The sequence below is a fragment of the Streptomyces sp. SAI-170 genome (assembly GCF_049739565.1).
Lineage (GTDB): Bacteria > Actinomycetota > Actinomycetes > Streptomycetales > Streptomycetaceae > Streptomyces.
Window position 1 is genome coordinate 7,834,342 of the sequence record NZ_JBMGQD010000001.1, and the last position, 15,788, is coordinate 7,850,129.

Below are 15,788 nucleotides of genomic sequence, written 5' to 3' on the forward strand. Positions count from 1 at the left end.
GGGCCTCACGGCCGGGTGTCCTCCGGCGCCCGCGTCTCCCAGGCCGGCAGCACCGTACCCGCGCCCGTCGTGACCTGTCGTACCTCACAGCCCATGAGCCGTACGGCGGCGAACAGACGCGCCCCGGCCCGCTGTGCGTCCTCGGGAGGGAAGCCGACACGGATCTGGTGCGGGCGGGACCGGTCGTAGGTGAACAGCCAGTCGTCGGCGACGGCGGCGAAGTGATCCTGGCCCGAGGCGCCCCCGTCGGACTCCCAGGACCCCCGGTCCGCGGTCGGCGCGAAGGCGTCCCGGAGGATCCGGAGGCGTTCGGCATACGGGTGCGGCCCCTCGGACAGGAAGACACACCGGTGGGTCCGGGTGCGGAACGCGTTGAACCACGGCGCGAGCCCGGGCTCCATGGCGCCCAGCAGCCGCGACTCCAGCAGTCCGAGTGACCAGCCCGCCACGAACTCGCCTGCCCCGACGGGGAGTTCCTCGACAGCGCCTTCGGCGTCCCAGATCACCACCGGCCAGTCGCCGGGCGACCCGTCGGTGCGCCAGCACAACCGGTCGGCGTCGATGGTGCTGCCCCAGACCAGCAGCCCGCCCGTGCTCCGCCAGGCGAGACCGTTGTGCGGACGGGAGCCGAACGGTGTGTGCAGATTGAGGAAGTCGCAGAACTCGCCCCAGCCGTACGTCTCGACGAGCCACTTGTAGTCGGCGGGCAGCTCCACGCCGAGCGCCTCCTCGGCCGCACGCCAGTCCCCGCGCGCGTCGATCGGCACGGCCGGAGGAACCACCGCGGCCTTCAACCGCGCGAGAGCGCCCGGCATCACACCGCCCCGGCCCGCAGCGGGCAACCGGTACCGACGCGGTCGCTCAAGTCGGCCCGGAGGGCGGACAGTTCGGCCATGCGCGTGTCGATGACACGGATCTTGTCCTCGAACAGCGCGGACAGGGCCTCCGCGGAGTCGGGGGCGTCGAGCAGGTTGTCGCCGTGCCGGCGGATCTCGGCCAGGGTGAAGCCCAGGGCCTGGGCCGTGCGGACGTAGAAGAGCCAGGTCACGGCCTCCTCCGGGAAGTCCCGGTAGCCGTTCGCCAGGCGGGGGCCGGTGACCAGGCCCTGGCGCTCGTAGAAACGGATGGCGTCCTTGCTCAAGCCGGTCCGTGCGGCCAACTCGCCGATACGCATGCCGTTCCCCCCAGGTGGACTTGACCTTGGACAGTACTCCACCGTTCAGCATGAGGGCCCTGTCCCATCCCTCACCCGGAGGTCCGCCATGACCCCTTCCCGGCCCGCCTACCTGCGGCTCGTGCGCGCGAGCGCCTGGTACGACCTCGTCGTCACGGCAGCTTTCGTCACCCCGTGGACCTACGCACTGGTGCACACCGCCCTGTCCTGGACCGGGGAGACGCTCGGGCTCGGCGCGCTGCCCGCCAGAGAACCGATGCAGGTCCTGTACGCCGACCTGATGGGGTCGGTGGTGATCGTGTGGTCCGTGCTGCGGCTGCGCGCACCCCTGCCGGTGCACGGGCTGTACGACGGTGTCGCGCGGGCCCTGTTCTCCCTCTGGATGGCGTACGCGCTGGCCGCCGGTGCCTCGGGCGTGCTGTGGCCGTTCCTGGTCGTCGAGGCGGCCTGGGGCGTCGTACAGCTGGCGCCCTGGTGGCGGGAAAGGCGCGCCGCCGGACGGCGTCGGTCCGGCCGTCCGGCGGCGGGGGAGCGGGTGTAGCGGTCAGTCGAGGTTGCCCAGGCGGGCGTCCTGCCACAGGTCGACGCCGCCGTCGGTGGCGAGCTTGTCGATCTCGGCGAGTTCCTCGGCGCTGAAGTCGAGGTTCTCCAGCGCGGCCACGTTCTGCTCCAGCTGCTCGACGCGGGAGGCGCCGATGACCAGGGAGGTGACCCGCTCGTCGCGCAGCGCCCAGGCGAGCGCCATCTGGGCGAGGGTCTGGCCGCGGCGGGCCGCGATGTCGTTCAGGGCGCGCAGCCGGCGCAGCATGTCCTCCGTCAGCCAGCTCGTGTCGAAGGACTTGCCCTGCGCGGCCCGCGAGTCCTGGGGCACGCCGTCGAGGTAGCGGCCGGTGAGCAGGCCCTGGGCCAGCGCGGTGAAGCCGATGACGCCGAAGCCCTCCTCCTCGGCGGCGTCCAGCAGCCCGTCCGTCTCGATCCAGCGGTTGAGCATGCTGTACGACGGCTGGTGGATGAGCAGCGGCGTGCCCAGCTCGCGCAGGATGCCGACGGCCTCCCGGGTGCGCTCGGCGTCGTACGAGGAGATGCCCACGTACAGGGCCTTGCCCTGGCGGACGGCCGTGTCGAGCGCGCCCATCGTCTCCTCGAGCGGGGTGCTCGCGTCGAGCCGGTGGGAGTAGAAGATGTCGACGTAGTCCAGCCCCATGCGGCTGAGCGACTGGTCGAGCGAGGCGAGCACGTACTTGCGGGAGCCGCCGCCCTGCCCGTAGGGGCCCGGCCACATGTCCCAGCCGGCCTTGGTGGAGATCACCAGCTCGTCCCGGTACGGCGCGAGGTCCTGCTTCATCAGCCGCCCGAAGTTGATCTCGGCGGCGCCGTAGGGCGGTCCGTAGTTGTTCGCCAGGTCGTGGTGGGTGATGCCGAGGTCGAAGGCTCGCAGGGCGATCTCGCGCTGGGCCTCGAAGGGCTTGTCGTCGCCGAAGTTGTGCCAGTAGCCGAGCGACAGCAGCGGGAGGTCCAGTCCTGAGCGTCCGGTGCGCCGGTAGCGCATGGTGCCGTTGTAGCGCTCGGGGTCCGCGACGTGGTTCATCGGGTGATCTCCGGGTGGTGCGGTGAGGGGCCCCGTCGGGGGAGGGGTATGTGCCCACCCTGCCCCCGGGTGATCCCGAAGTCCAACTGTCCGGGTTCATCGCATTCAGCGGTGTCGCTTCTGAATGCGGTCTGCGTTGCGGGTCCGGGTCTGGGTCTGGGTGCGGGTGTAGGTCCGGGCCGGGGCCGGGAATGCCGGGGCCGGGGTTGCTGTTGTGGGTGTCGCTGGCATGCGCAGGCCAAAGCCTGCGGCTGCCGCGGCGGAAGGAGGACCACCCCATGGCACGCACCACCACCGCGCGTCCCGTCGTCACACTGAGGTCGACGGCCGGGACCGGCGTCACCTACGTGACGCGCAAGAACCGTCTCAACGACCCCGACCGGCTCATCCTGCGCAAGTACGACCCGGTCGCCGGCCGGCACGTGGAGTTCCGCGAGGCGCGCTGAACCGACGCGCGCGGAGGCGAGCCCTCGCGAGGGCTCGCCTCTCTGTGCCGGGTGATGGGGTGGGGCTCGGTCCAGCCCAGCTCGGTGAGCAGTGGCAGCGCCGGGACCGGCACGGTCAGCGGCCCGGCTCTCACCCGATGAACTGAATTCCGCATCAACAGGCAACCGGTTTCCCGCATTTGCGGTCTCACAGGTTGCTCACAGGCCTGCCCAGGACGCGTGGGGTGCGTCCGGCCACATCGGTCAGGCGAGTGAGCTGTCGAGTCCGATGCCACTGACCATGGCACTCGCAGACGAGGAACCGATGACCAGTCAGCAACACCGCAAGCGCATCACGCGCGCGTCGCTCGCCGCGGCCGCGTCGCTCACCGTCGTCGTCGTGGCGGCCGGCGCCGCTCCCGGTGCCGGCCCGTCGAGCCCGGCCGGCACGCCCAAGCTGAAGCTGGTGGCCGCGTCGAAGTCCGTCACGGTCGACCGGTGGGAGGGGGAATCCGGGGTCTATCTGGACCTCGGCACGTACATCACCGTCGACAAGGCTCCGCTGGAGTTCCAGGTGACCCGGAAGTCCTACAAGGACCCCGTCGTCGCCCGGCAGATCCTCCGCGACGGCACCACCACCCGCACGAAGACCCTGCCAGCCGGAACGGTGAAGGACTTCTCCGGCCTGCCCGGCTTCCTGGAGGTCACCGTCACCGACGCGGCCGGCCGGATCGCGGCCGAGACCAAGGGCACGTTCTGCCCGAACAACGCCTCCGGCCGTATCCGCCCGGACGCCCCGGCCAAGTCGCACTACCCGGAGAGCTGCCCCACCAACCCGTTCACCCTCGGGTCGGTGTGGGGCGTGGAGAAGGGCTGGGCGTCCAACTCCAGCACCTTCGACTACGACAAGCCGCTGGACCTCCCGGTCGGCGAGTACACGGCCAAGGTGGCCGTGGCCAAGAAGTACCGCGACCTGTTCGGCATCCCCGACGACCGCCCCACCATCAAGGTGACCGTACGGAAGGTCACTGACGGCGGCGAGGGCGGCGTCGGCGTGACCGGCGCGCGGTCGGACGCCCACCACGCCGCAGGACACGGCGGCCACGGGTCCTCCCACGGCGGCCACGGCGCCTCCCACGCGGGCCACGGGGCCTCGCACGGGATCACGGCCCTCCACTACGGCCCGCGCGGTGCCGACGCCCCCACCCCGCCGGCCCTCTCGCACGCCCTGGAGGACCGCGGCACCGCCCACCACCTCGGTGACGGCCCCGGCCACACCGACGGCTCGCGCATCGCGCCCGCCCTGAAGGCGAACGCCAAGCGGCCCACCGGCCGTGCCGGCGTCCCGGCGAACGTGCCCAAGCCGGACCTGCGCTCCCTGCCGGCCTGGGACATCGCCATCACCGACGGCGAGGACGGCGACGTACCCGGCAAGGACTACCTCGCCTTCAGCGCCAACGTCTGGAACGCGGGCCCGGCCCCCCTCGTGGTGGACGGCTTCCGCACCCCGGGCGCGGACCTGATGGACGCCTACCAGTACTTCTACGACGCGAACGGCAAGCAGGTCGGCTACACCCCGACCGGCACCATGGAGTGGGACCCGCGCATCGGGCACGAGCACTGGCACTTCACCGACTTCGCCAGCTACCGCCTGCTGAGCGCCGACCGCACCGAGGCGGTGCGCAGCGGCAAGGAGGCGTTCTGCCTGGCCAACACCGACGCCGTGAACTACTTGGTGAAGAACGCCAACTGGCACCCCTACAACACCGATCTGTCGACCGCCTGCGGTCAGCAGAACTCGCTGTCCGTGCGTGAGGTCCTCGACGTCGGGTCCGGCGACACCTACACCCAGTACCGTCCCGGCCAGTCCTTCGACATCACCGACCTGCCGAACGGCACGTACTACATCCAGGTCATCGCCAACCCGTCGAAGCGGCTCAAGGAGACCAACCTGAACAACAACGTCGCCCTGCGCAAGGTGATCCTGGGCGGCACCCCGGGCGCCCGCACGGTGAAGGTTCCGCCGCACCAGCTGATCGACGCCCGCTGACACACCCTTGAGGCCCGGGGTCGTCGTCGTCCGGCGGCGGCCCCGGGGCTCGCACGGGGCTCGTACGGGGCTCGTACGGGGCTCGTACTCGGCTCGTATCCCTCGACCGAACCTCCACGCGCACGCGTGGGGGCACGGCGGCGCCCGCTCGGCACAATGGAACCATTCCTTGCGAAGGAGGAACCGCCCGTGCCGGAGGAGTCGTTGGCCGAACTGGCCGAGCAGGTGGAGTGGCTCGAGGCACGGCAGGGACCGCTGTCCCTGGAGACCACGGCGGCCCGGCACGAGCTGGCGGGCGCCCTGCACGCGGCGGGCCGGTTGGCGGAGGCGGAGGACCAGTACACGCGCGCGTGCCAGGGTTTCGCCCGCGTCAGCGGTCCCAACCATCTGTTCACGCTCACCTGCATGAACAACCTCGCCCTCGTGCTGCGCGACCGCCACAAGTGGCAGCCCGCGCTCGAACTGCTGGCGACCGTGCACCAGGCACGCGCCGCCCTGCTCGGGCCGGCACACCCGTTGACCCTCAACGCCGCCAACAACTTCCTGATCATCCAGGTGAGACAGGGCGACCTGGAGGCCGCCGCACGCGGCTACCCGATGCTCATCAGAGGCTGCGAGGAGGCGTTCGGGCCGGAGGACGGGACGACCCATGCGATCCGCCTGGACTACGCCCACCTGCTGCGCCGCCTCGGACGCCACCGGGAAGCCGTCGAACTGCTCGGCGAGTGGGCCGAGCGGCCGGTGGCGGAGGTGCTGCTGGGCTGCGCCCGGACGCTGCGCTACACGGGCCTGTTCCCGGTGGCCATGACGGCCTCCCGCTACGGCGCCGAGCTGACCCTGAGCACCCACGCGGCGGCCCGTACGGAACACGGTCCCGGTGAGCAGCTGCGTGACGACGAGCTGGACATCGTCTGCGAGGTGGTCGGACCGGACGAGCTGGAGGCGCCCTACAGCCCCGACCTGGATCTGCTCGCCCCTGCCGACCAGGTGGCCGACGCGATCGGCGCTCTGGCCGAGCACCTGGCGCAGGCCGAGCGGGAACTGGGCGAACAGCGGCTCCGGGTCCGCGTGTTCGTCCACCACACGCACTGGCCCCGGCTCAGCTCACCGCCGGTCCTGACCGTGGACCGCCGCCTGATGTCGGCCCGCGACCAGGCCCGCCACGACCGGCTGATGCAGGCCACCGACCATCGGCCCGTGGAGATTCCACAGCCGGGACGGCGCGGATTCCGGCGCACGGCGGGCGGCTTCTCCGTCCTGCTGCCCGCCGCGCCGGACGTGATCGTGTCCACCGTCGTCGGCCTCGACAGCCGACCCGCGCCGTCACCGTACGAGGCGTGAGGCGGCCCGTCCGCTTTCGTGACTCTGCATGAGTGATCCGTTCGCACCGGCACCCTCGTGGGCGTGATCCGGCCCGCTCCATCACCGTACGGGCGTCAGTCGGCCCGCTCCATCACCGTACGGGTCGTCAGTCGGCCGGCTCCGTCGCCGTACGGGGGCGTGATCAGCGCGCGCCGTCACCGGCTGGGGCACCGGCGGCCCGTGCGCTCCCTCACCCTTCCAGACGTGACCGATCCGTCCGGTCCTTGCGCATCAGGGACGTGGCCCGCGCCCCCGCCTCGCGTGTGAGCGGACCCTCGCAGTCCAGCCCCAGCTGCACCACCAGGTCACGCCCGTACAGATCGACGGCCGCCTCCACCAGGTCCGCCTGGACAGCGACCGCGTTGCGCGCTCGGTGCCGCGCGGTGAGCAGTACCCCCACCGCCAGCAGCGCGGCCGGCCACCACACCACGGTCAGCGGCAGATAGAGCACCCCCCACCCGGCGAGCCGCGCCGCCGCCGCGCAGCCCGCCGTGGCCTCCACGAGCTCCGCGCGGGCGGCGTCGGGCATCAGCAGCCACAGCCGGGGCCACGCCGCCGACAGGTCCAGGTGGTAACTGGCGTGCACCCGCTGGTCGACGGCATGCAGCCGGTCCCCTATCCAGGTGGGGCGGGCGGCGGGCTCGGGGCTCGTGGCGTCCCGGCGTACGATCGCCGCCCGCAGCCGCCGGCCGGCCTCCGGGCTGCCGCCCGCGGTGGCGAACTCCCGCACCGCCGCCGTCACCGCCTCCTCTTGCTCTTCCCAGCGCTGCCGACGCCGGGCCGTGAGCCGCCGCAGCACCGGCTCCTCACCCGAGGCCCACCACACCCGCTCCACCAACTGCGCGGCGGCGGAGGCCCCCAGTCCGGCGGCGGCCGCCGCGGCGGTGAACGCCGCCGCACCGATCAGCACGGTCCCGAACCGCCCGCTCGCCGGGGCCGCCGCCACCGAATCCAGCCACGCCGTCAGCGGACCCGGGTCGAAGGCATGACCCTGCCCGAGCAGGACGGCGACCGCCGCCGTACACACGTAGAAGGCGCCGGGCAGAAGCAGCAGCATGGCCCAGCGCCCCGCCAACTGCTTGCCCAGTTCGGCCAGTACGACGCTCACAGACGGAACGTACGGGAGACGAACGGTGTTCCGGCCAGCCCGCACCTGGGTGCAGCATCGGCGTGCGCCCCTTCCTGGGGCACGAGGCGCGGGCAGGGGACGGGGGACGGGCAGCCCCACAGCGTCACCCCGGGATGGGGCGTCGCTCCCCGCAACGACCCGTAGTCGCGCACCCCTGTGCTGAGCGCGTCGATGCCGTGCCGGGCGAACGCGTCGTCCAGCGCGTCCAGATCCGCGGCGACCGAAGGCCCCCGCTCGCCCGACAGCACGGCCGCCCGCAGCCGGTCCAGCTCGTCGCCCACCCCGTACCGCACGGCACGCTCCCGCAGCGCGTCCCCGTCCGTCTGCGGGCACAACCGCGCCAGCCGCTCCGCGATCGCGTCCATCCAGGATCCTCCCCGTCACCGCCGCCGTCACACGAATGTCCCGTCACGCTACTACCGGTCGCCGACAGCGGTGGCCAGGATGGCGACGGGAACCGCGGAGCGGGGCCGGACGTTGCACGGATAGCGACCGGACACGGATCGTGACGGATTCGATACGCACGGGAACCATCCGTTGGAGCCGGACGTTGGGCGGGACACGGGGGTGAAACCATGGAAGAGCTGCAACGCTACACACGCACCGGCGACGAGCGGGACCTGCCGGTGCTACCGGACGCCGTCCTGCCGCCGGAGCCCGGCGCCGACCCGGCCGGGACGGCACGGCTGGCGCTGATCCGCTGGTACCGCTACCTCCATATGCCCGGCGTGCGCGGACTGGGGGAGTACCGTGCCGCCCTGGAGCTGGCGGGCCTGATCACCGAACCGCCGCCGGATCTGCCGCCCTTCCCCTCCACCCTGCGCGCCCACCTGGGCCGGTCCCGCACCGCCCCGCGCCGCCGGCGGTTCCTCCGGCGTTCCGCACCGGCCGCCGCCCCGCCGGACGAGGAGAGGGGCACCCTTGGGCCGGCCAGGATCGACCAACTTCTCTTCCTCATGGACCGTTTCGAGGAGGAGGACGACTTCAAGGCGCTGGACACCGTCGTGGACCTGCAGATCCGCTGGCTGGGGGAGGAGGGTACGTCCCTGCGCGAGAAGGCGGCCCTGCTCAGCGACCGCGCCTGGCTGCGGCTGCGGCTGGCGGACCTGGGCGCGCACCGCACTTGGGTCGAGGAGGGCGAGCGCAGCGCTGAACTCGCCGTGGAGGCCACTGTGCGCCACCCGGAGCGGGACGACCCGCACCTGGCCAACCGGCTGATGCTCAAGGCCCGGTGCGCGGCTCATCTCCACGACGAGCGGCTCGACCCTGCCGCCCTGGAGCGCGCGACGGCCGATCTGCGCCGGGCCGTCGAGGCGGCGGGACAGGGCAGCCCCGTGAATCTGTACCCGGCGCGCGAACTGGTCGGTGTGCTCAGGCGCCGGGCGGCGGAGACGGGCTCGGCGGAGCTGCTGATGGAAGCGCTCGCGGCGGCGGACGACCTGGTCCGGGCCACCGGCCACGACGACTGGAGGGTGCAGGAACACCGGGAGTGGCGGGGCCAGTTGGAGGAGGAGGCCGTCGCGCGGGTCGGCGCCGAGGCGGCCCGGGCGGTTCTGAACCGGTCCGCGCCCGCACCTTCCCCGGACGACGACGCGCACCTCGCGGAGGCGTGGCGGACCGCCGACGACCCCGACGCCGCCCCGGCCGACCGCCGCCGCGCCGCCCTCGTCCTGGTCGACGTGGTGCCGGGCGACCACGAGGACCGGCCCGGAGCCTTGGTCCTGGCCGCCGAGTCGGAGTTCAGGCACTGGAGGTCCGGCGGTGACGGCGCCTCACCGGAACAGGCCCGCGCATGGGCCCTGCAGGCGGTGGACGCCACACCCACCGGGCACCGCCTCGCCGCGCGTGCCCTGATCGCGCTGGCCGAGGCCACCGTGCATCACGCGTACTCCTCCCAGGCCGACGCCCACCTCGCCGACGAGGCGCTGACGGCCGCGCGCCGGGCCAGGAAGGAGCTGCCGCAGGACGACCCGGACACGCCCCGGAACCTGGAGCGGCTGTCCAAAGTGCTGATCGCCGTCGCCAACGTCCTGTCCGACGGAACCCTGCTGCCCGAGTCGCTGGAGCTGTGCAGGGAGGCCCTGGCGCGCACCCCGCAGGACGACCCCTTCCGTCCCTACCGCATGTCCAACCTCGCCGGCGCCCTGGGCGACTTCGCCGAGCACCAGGGGGATCGGGCGGCCGCCGCCGAGGGACTGGAGCTGGCCCGCACGGCGGCCGACGCGTTCCCCGAGGACCATCCGCGGAAGCACGAACTGCTCCTCAACCTGGCCGGTCATCTGCTCCGCGCCGGACGGACCGAGGAGGAGCGGCCGGAGTACCTGACCGAGGCCGAGCAGCTCTACCGGCGGGGTCTGGCCAGACTGCCCGCGGACCATCCCGACCAGGGCCGCTTCCTCAGCTCCATCAGCCAGGTCCGCCATGTGGAGCACCTGAGGACCGGGGACCGGGAGGCGCTGGCCGACGCCGTGCGGCTGGCCCGCGAGGCACTGGAGCGCACCCTGCCGGACGACCCCTACTGGGTCGAGCGCCATATCCTGCTCGCCCGCCCGTGCACCGCCCTGCACCAGCTGACCGACCCGGCCTCCCCGGAGGCCGAGGCGCTGCGCACGGAGGCGCTCCAGGTCTGGCAGACGATCGCCGAGGACCCCCGCACGGGCTCCAAGTACCGTCTGGAGGCCCAGGAGAAGCGCGCGATCCTCGCGCAGGGTGCCGGTGACCCGCGGCTCGCCCTGCAGGTACTGGAGGGCCTCTTCGAGGACGAGATCCCGCAGCAGGCCCAGCGGTCCCTGGCCGGGCCGGTGCGCAAGGGCACCGCGGCCCTGGCGCCCGCACTGGCCGCCCGTGCCGCCCGCGCCGCGATCGACTCGGGCGACGCCGAGCGGGCCGTGCATCTGCTGGAGAACGGCCGCGCGATCCTCTACGGGCAGGCGCTCACCGCCCGGCGACTCCGCGAGGCGATCGAACGCATCGACCCGACGGCCGCGCGGCGGCTCGCCGAGATCGATGCGAAGCTGACCACGGCCGACTTCTACGCCAACGTCAGCGGCTTCGAGGTCAAGACCGTCGAGAAGGACGCGTCCGGCCGCGTCCTGAAGGAGACCTCCAGCCGCAAGGACCCGCGCCCGGGCTGGGCGGCCACCACGCGCAGGCTCGCCGCCGAGCAGCAGGGCATCCGGCGACGCCTCGCCGAGCATCCGGAGGTCGCGGCCCTCACTCGCCCGGACTCCCTGCCCGAGCTGCGGGCCCGCGTCGCCGGGGCCCCGGTGGTGTTCGTGCTCGCGCACGCCGACCGAGGCGACGCCCTGCTGGTCCCGGCCGACCCGACGCGACCCGTCGAACACGTGCCGCTGCCGGGCCTGACCGAGGCCGCGGTCCGGGAGCAAAGCGCCCTGCTGGACGGGGCGTTGGCGCAGGCGCTGGACCTCGCGGCGTCCTTCGACGCCAGGGAAGCGGCCCAGGCACAGATGCACGCGGTGCTGGCGTGGCTGTGGGACGAGGTGGCGGGCCCGGTGCTGGAGCGCATGGAAGGCGGTGGTCAGGCCGTCGCTGGGGTGGGGCACGGGGCAACCCGCGAGGGGGAAGGCGGCAGGGCCGGTGAAGGCCCTGACGACCATGCCCTGCCCCGCCTGTGGTGGTGCCCCGTAGGCCCCTTGGTCCGCCTGCCTCTGCACGCGGCCGGCCATCACCACGACACCGACGGCCCCGCACCCCGCACGGTCGTCGACCGAGTGGTCCCCTCCTACACACCGACTCTCGCCGCGCTGGCCCACTCCCTGCGGGACATGTCGTACGACATCCCGTCCCCGCCGGGGAGCGTGCACCGCAGCGGCGTCCTGATCGTCACCGGCGCCGACTGTCCGCGGCTGCCGCCGCTGCCGGAGGCGGGCAAGGAGGCCGAGACCGTCCGCGCGGCGGTGCCCGGCTCGCGGGTGCTCAGCGGGGCCGCATCCGGCCTGGACGCCCTGGACGGGGCGCTGCGCGAGTACGCCCTGGTGCACTTCGCCTGCCACGGGGACAACGACTCCTCACTGAGCATCCTGCGCGGCGGCGGCCTCCACCTGGACACCAGTGAGACCCTCACCGCCACCCACATCCAGGACACCGCCCTCGAACACGGCGCCGTGGCCTTCCTGTCCGCGTGCAGCACCGCCGAGCCGCACCCCGAGCTCCCCGACGAGCCCATGCACCTGGCGGCGGCCTTCCAACTGGCCGGCTTCCGCAGTGTGATCGGCACCCTCTGGCGCGCCCCGGACACCCCCGCGATATCGGGCGCGTTCTACCGCTCCCTGACCGCCGACGGCACCCGCCCGCCCGACACGACCCTGACCGCACAGGCCCTCAACACCGCGATACGCACCCTGCGCGCGAGGTACCTCGCCTCACCGACGCGCTGGGCGGCGTACCTGCACGTCGGGGCGTGATCCCGCGGATGCTGTGGCGGGGGCGCCGGACCAGCTGGCGACGCCCGCAGGCCCCCGAGGAGACTCCCGAGCCGACCGGCTGAAGACAAAACTCCTCCCCGCCGGGGCCCCGAGAAGACGCAACGGGGACCGAGCGGGGAGGAGTTGGCGGCAGGGCGTGCCGGATGTCAGCCGTGGAAGCTGATGTAGCCGTTGCCGTCGCGGTCGTTGTTGGACTTGGTGTACGAGTGGACGTCGGCGCGGCTGCCGTTCGACTTGTACACGTAGATCGTGTCCTTGTCGTTGTTCCACATGAAGTTGCAGTTCTGGCGGTAGACGACGTTGTTGGCGTCGGAGTTGGTGCCCTTGCCGCCGCGCAGCTTCACGTAGTCGCCGGGCTCGAGGTAGTGGTTCGTCGGGAACGTGAAGGTGTTGCCCGCCGCGTCCTTGACCTTGTAGTTGCGGAGGTTGATGGTCGCGGTGCGCGAGTAGTTCTTGAGCGTCAGGTACTCGGCCCTGGTGTTGCCGGTGGTGCAGTTGTTGGAGTCGCGACCGGGAGCGTCGTACTGGATGCCCTGGATCTTCAGAGACGACGCGTACTCGGTGGCGTGGGCGGAGCCGGCCGTCGTGAGGGCGAGGGCTCCGGCGGCGGCGACGGACGCGACCGCGGTGATGCGTATGCGCATGAGGTGTGTTCTCCCCATTGGTGCGAACGGGAGCCTGGAGCATACACAAATCGTGAATGACTTATGGGAGTTGGGTGGGGAAATCGTGAAGGCCGCACAAAGGTCCGCACATGGAGAAACGCCCGGGCCGGCCCACGAGGGGCCGACCCGGACGTCAGAGATGCGAGGCGCGGATCAGACGAGGTCGAAGCGGTCCAGCTCCATGACCTTGGCCCAGGCCGCGACGAAGTCGCCGACGAACTTCTCCTTCGCGTCGTCGCTCGCGTAGACCTCGGCGAGGGCGCGGAGCTCGGAGTTGGAGCCGAAGACGAGGTCGGCGCGGCTGCCCGCCCACTTCACCTCGCCCGTGGCCGCGTCACGGCCCTCGAAGGTGTTGGCGTCCTCGGAGGTCGCCTTCCACGTCGTGCCCAGGTCGAGCAGGTTGACGAAGAAGTCGTTGGTCAGCGCGCCGGGCGTCTTGGTGAGGACACCGAGGGGCGAGCCCTGGTGGTTGGCGCCCAGGACACGCAGACCACCGACGAGGACCGTCAGCTCGGGCGCGCTCAGGGTGAGCAGGTTCGCCTTGTCGAGCAGCAGGTACTCGGCCGGGAGGCGGTTGCCCTTGCCGAGGTAGTTGCGGAAGCCGTCGGCGGCCGGCTCCAGCGCGGCGAAGGACTCGACGTCGGTCTGCTCCTGCGAGGCGTCCACGCGGCCCGGCGTGAAGGGCACCTCGACGTCGAAGCCGCCGTCCTTGGCGGCCTTCTCGATCGCGGCGCCGCCGCCGAGCACGATCAGGTCGGCGATCGAGACCTGCTTGCCGCCGGTCTGGCCGGAGTTGAAGGTCTCCTGGATGCCCTCCAGGGTGCGCAGCACGGTCGCCAGCTGGTCCGGGTCGTTGACCTCCCAGCTCGCCTGCGGCTGCAGCCGGACGCGGGCGCCGTTGGCGCCGCCGCGCTTGTCGCTGCCGCGGAAGGAGGAGGCCGACGCCCAGGCGGCCGACACCAGCTGGGACACCGTCAGGCCGGACTCCAGGATCTTCGCCTTGAGAACGGCGACGTCCTCGGCGTCGATCAGCTCGTGCGTCCGCTCCGGCAGCGGGTCCTGCCACAGCAGCGTCTCGGTGGGGACCTCGGGGCCGAGGTAGCGCACGACCGGGCCCATGTCGCGGTGGGTCAGCTTGAACCAGGCGCGGGCGAAGGCGTCGGCGAACTGCTCCGGGTGCTCGTAGAAGCGGCGCGAGATCTGCTCGTAGACCGGGTCGAAGCGCAGCGACAGGTCGGTGGTGAGCATCGTCGGCAGGTGCTTCTTCGACGCGTCGTAGGCGTCGGGGATGATCGCCTCGGCGTCCTTGGCGACCCACTGGTGGGCGCCGGCCGGGCTGGTGGTGAGCTCGTAGTCGTACTCGAAGAGGTTCTTGAAGAACCCGTTGCTCCACTGGGTCGGCGTGGCGGTCCAGGTGACCTCCAGGCCGGAGGTGATGGCGTCCGCGCCCTTGCCGGTGCCGTAGGTGCTCTTCCAGCCGAGGCCCTGCTCCTCCAGGCCGGCGGCCTCGGGGTCGGCGCCGACGTTGTCCGCGGGCCCGGCGCCGTGGGTCTTGCCGAAGGTGTGGCCGCCGGCGATGAGGGCGACGGTCTCCTCGTCGTTCATCGCCATCCGGCCGAACGTCTCACGGATGTCGCGGGCCGCGGCGATCGGGTCCGGGTTGCCGTTGGGACCCTCGGGGTTGACATAGATGAGGCCCATCTGGACCGCGCCGAGCGGGTTCTCCAGCTCGCGGTCGCCGGAGTAGCGCTGGTCGTCCAGCCAGGTGGTCTCGGGACCCCAGTAGACGTCCTCCTCCGCCTCCCAGACGTCCTCGCGGCCACCGGCGAAGCCGAAGGTCTCGAAGCCCATCGACTCCAGGGCGACGTTGCCGGCGAGGATCATCAGGTCGGCCCAGGAGATCTTCTGGCCGTACTTCTTCTTCACCGGCCACAGCAGACGGCGGGCCTTGTCGAGGTTGGCGTTGTCGGGCCAGCTGTTCAGCGGCGCGAAGCGCTGCTGGCCGGCACCGGCGCCACCGCGGCCGTCGCTGATGCGATAGGTGCCCGCGCTGTGCCAGGCCATACGGATCATGAAGGGGCCGTAGTGCCCGAAGTCGGCCGGCCACCAGTCCTGCGAGGTGGTGAGCACCTCGGCGATGTCCCGTTTCACGGCCGGAAGGTCGAGGCTCTGGAAGGCCTCGGCGTAGTCGAACTCCTCGCCCAGGGGGTTCGCCACGGCGGGGTTCTTGGCGAGGATCTTCAGGTTGAGCCGGTCCGGCCACCACTGCCGGTTACCGCCGCCCTGGGTCGGGTGCGGAGCGCGCCCGTGCGCGACCGGGCAGCCGCCTGACGCCTCGGTCTTCGCGTCTGTGACGATTGCATCGTGGTTCTCAGACATGGCAATCCTTCCGGACTAGGCGGATCACGTGCTCAGGAACTGCGGGAACTGCGCGAGGGTGCGCAGTCGGGGCACAGGCCCCAGTAGATGACCTCGGCCTCGTCGATGGTGAAGCCGTGATCGTCGGAGGCGGTCAGGCAGGGCGTCTCGTCGACCGCGCAGTCGACGTCGGCGACGGCCCCGCACGACCGGCAGACGACGTGATGGTGGTTGTCCCCGACGCGGCCCTCGAACCGGGCCGGGCTGCCGGCCGGTTCGATCCGGCGGATCAGCCCCGCGCCGGTGAGCGCGTGGAGAGCTTCGTAGACGGCCTGGACGGAGATATGGCCCACCCGGTCACGGACGCCCGCCGCGATCGCGTCGGCGCCCAGGTGATCACCGCTGCGGACGGTCTCCAGCAGGGCGACCCGCGCGGCCGTCACCCGAAGGCCCGCACCGCGCAGCTCCTCGGCGGTGGTCGGTGTCTCCGATGCGGTCATGACGCCGAACCTACCCTCATAAACACGAATGATTCAAGGAAACGAACGAGGCAAGTTTGAGGGTGCAGCTTCACCGGATATTTGCGTACGTG

13 protein-coding genes are annotated in these 15,788 nt (G+C 72.0%); 5 read left to right on the top strand and 8 right to left on the bottom strand.

From position 1 onward, the window contains the following. Window positions 1–5: 5 nt before the first annotated feature. Together RKD23_RS35180 and RKD23_RS35185 are read right to left on the bottom strand one after the other, a co-directional pair. Window positions 6–815 carry an SMI1/KNR4 family protein gene (locus tag RKD23_RS35180; RefSeq protein WP_424857397.1) on the bottom strand — a complete coding sequence of 270 codons (810 nt, stop codon included), beginning with the start codon at window positions 813–815 and terminating at the stop codon, window positions 6–8. Beyond that, a complete protein-coding gene (locus RKD23_RS35185; protein WP_424857398.1) occupies window positions 815–1,174 on the bottom strand; it encodes a MerR family transcriptional regulator in 360 nt (119 codons plus the stop codon). The genes RKD23_RS35180 and RKD23_RS35185 overlap by 1 nt, the downstream gene beginning before the upstream one ends. 88 nt (window positions 1,175–1,262) lie before the next feature. Here RKD23_RS35185 and RKD23_RS35190 point away from each other — a divergent pair, with 88 nt between their 5' ends. Beyond that, window positions 1,263–1,715: a hypothetical protein gene (locus RKD23_RS35190; protein ID WP_424857399.1), complete on the top strand. Its 453-nt coding sequence runs from the start codon at window positions 1,263–1,265 to the stop codon at window positions 1,713–1,715. A 3-nt stretch (window positions 1,716–1,718) separates the two neighbouring features. On the opposite strand, the gene mgrA is transcribed toward RKD23_RS35190, so the two are convergent. Further along, window positions 1,719–2,762 (bottom strand): L-glyceraldehyde 3-phosphate reductase, encoded by a 1,044-nt coding sequence (gene mgrA, locus RKD23_RS35195; protein ID WP_424857400.1) that lies wholly within the window; start codon window positions 2,760–2,762, stop codon window positions 1,719–1,721. Window positions 2,763–3,040: 278 nt separating this feature from the next. Here mgrA and rpmG point away from each other — a divergent pair, with 278 nt between their 5' ends. The 3 genes from rpmG (at window position 3,041) to RKD23_RS35210 (ending at window position 6,578) form a co-directional block, all read left to right on the top strand. Continuing rightward, complete coding sequence (rpmG, locus tag RKD23_RS35200; RefSeq protein ID WP_424857401.1) at window positions 3,041–3,208, top strand: 50S ribosomal protein L33; 168 nt, start codon at window positions 3,041–3,043, stop codon at window positions 3,206–3,208. Between the two features lie 304 nt (window positions 3,209–3,512). Then, a complete protein-coding gene (locus RKD23_RS35205) occupies window positions 3,513–5,237 on the top strand; it encodes a lysyl oxidase family protein (protein ID WP_424857402.1) in 1,725 nt (574 codons plus the stop codon). 156 nt (window positions 5,238–5,393) lie between these two features. Next, window positions 5,394–6,578, top strand: a complete 1,185-nt coding sequence (locus RKD23_RS35210; protein ID WP_424857403.1) for a tetratricopeptide repeat protein — start codon at window positions 5,394–5,396, stop codon at window positions 6,576–6,578. Between the two features lie 211 nt (window positions 6,579–6,789). Here the strand turns inward: RKD23_RS35210 and RKD23_RS35215 are convergent, their stop codons facing one another. Together RKD23_RS35215 and RKD23_RS35220 are read right to left on the bottom strand one after the other, a co-directional pair. After that, window positions 6,790–7,707, bottom strand: coding sequence for a hypothetical protein (locus tag RKD23_RS35215; RefSeq protein ID WP_424857404.1), 918 nt, complete (start codon window positions 7,705–7,707; stop codon window positions 6,790–6,792). Continuing rightward, on the bottom strand, window positions 7,704–8,093 hold the full coding sequence (locus RKD23_RS35220) for a hypothetical protein (RefSeq protein WP_424857405.1): 390 nt from the start codon (window positions 8,091–8,093) through the stop codon (window positions 7,704–7,706). The genes RKD23_RS35215 and RKD23_RS35220 overlap by 4 nt, the downstream gene beginning before the upstream one ends. A gap of 210 nt (window positions 8,094–8,303) precedes the next feature. Here RKD23_RS35220 and RKD23_RS35225 point away from each other — a divergent pair, with 210 nt between their 5' ends. After that, a complete protein-coding gene (locus RKD23_RS35225; RefSeq protein WP_424857406.1) occupies window positions 8,304–12,152 on the top strand; it encodes a CHAT domain-containing protein in 3,849 nt (1,282 codons plus the stop codon). Between the two features lie 167 nt (window positions 12,153–12,319). Here the strand turns inward: RKD23_RS35225 and RKD23_RS35230 are convergent, their stop codons facing one another. The 3 genes from RKD23_RS35230 to RKD23_RS35240 form a co-directional block, all read right to left on the bottom strand. Beyond that, on the bottom strand, window positions 12,320–12,817 hold the full coding sequence (locus RKD23_RS35230) for a lamin tail domain-containing protein (protein ID WP_404047493.1): 498 nt from the start codon (window positions 12,815–12,817) through the stop codon (window positions 12,320–12,322). A gap of 174 nt (window positions 12,818–12,991) precedes the next feature. Next, entirely contained in the window at window positions 12,992–15,217 is a 2,226-nt protein-coding gene (gene katG, locus RKD23_RS35235; RefSeq protein WP_424857407.1) for a catalase/peroxidase HPI, read from the bottom strand. A gap of 32 nt (window positions 15,218–15,249) precedes the next feature. Next, on the bottom strand, window positions 15,250–15,696 hold the full coding sequence (locus tag RKD23_RS35240) for a Fur family transcriptional regulator (RefSeq protein ID WP_424857408.1): 447 nt from the start codon (window positions 15,694–15,696) through the stop codon (window positions 15,250–15,252). Window positions 15,697–15,788 lie beyond the last annotated feature (92 nt).

What these genes read in the sequence shown, in the direction of transcription:
- RKD23_RS35180 (WP_424857397.1), bottom strand. Translation starts at nt 815, where the DNA reads ATGCCGGGCGCTCTCGCGCGGTTGAAGGCCGCGGTGGTTCCTCCGGCC.
- RKD23_RS35185 (WP_424857398.1), bottom strand. Translation starts at nt 1,174, where the DNA reads ATGCGTATCGGCGAGTTGGCCGCACGGACCGGCTTGAGCAAGGACGCC.
- RKD23_RS35190 (WP_424857399.1), top strand. Translation starts at nt 1,263, where the DNA reads ATGACCCCTTCCCGGCCCGCCTACCTGCGGCTCGTGCGCGCGAGCGCC.
- mgrA (WP_424857400.1), bottom strand. Translation starts at nt 2,762, where the DNA reads ATGAACCACGTCGCGGACCCCGAGCGCTACAACGGCACCATGCGCTAC.
- rpmG (WP_424857401.1), top strand. Translation starts at nt 3,041, where the DNA reads ATGGCACGCACCACCACCGCGCGTCCCGTCGTCACACTGAGGTCGACG.
- RKD23_RS35205 (WP_424857402.1), top strand. Translation starts at nt 3,513, where the DNA reads ATGACCAGTCAGCAACACCGCAAGCGCATCACGCGCGCGTCGCTCGCC.
- RKD23_RS35210 (WP_424857403.1), top strand. Translation starts at nt 5,394, where the DNA reads ATGGAACCATTCCTTGCGAAGGAGGAACCGCCCGTGCCGGAGGAGTCG.
- RKD23_RS35220 (WP_424857405.1), bottom strand. Translation starts at nt 8,093, where the DNA reads ATGGACGCGATCGCGGAGCGGCTGGCGCGGTTGTGCCCGCAGACGGAC.
- RKD23_RS35225 (WP_424857406.1), top strand. Translation starts at nt 8,304, where the DNA reads ATGGAAGAGCTGCAACGCTACACACGCACCGGCGACGAGCGGGACCTG.
- RKD23_RS35230 (WP_404047493.1), bottom strand. Translation starts at nt 12,817, where the DNA reads ATGCGCATACGCATCACCGCGGTCGCGTCCGTCGCCGCCGCCGGAGCC.
- katG (WP_424857407.1), bottom strand. Translation starts at nt 15,217, where the DNA reads ATGTCTGAGAACCACGATGCAATCGTCACAGACGCGAAGACCGAGGCG.
- RKD23_RS35240 (WP_424857408.1), bottom strand. Translation starts at nt 15,696, where the DNA reads ATGACCGCATCGGAGACACCGACCACCGCCGAGGAGCTGCGCGGTGCG.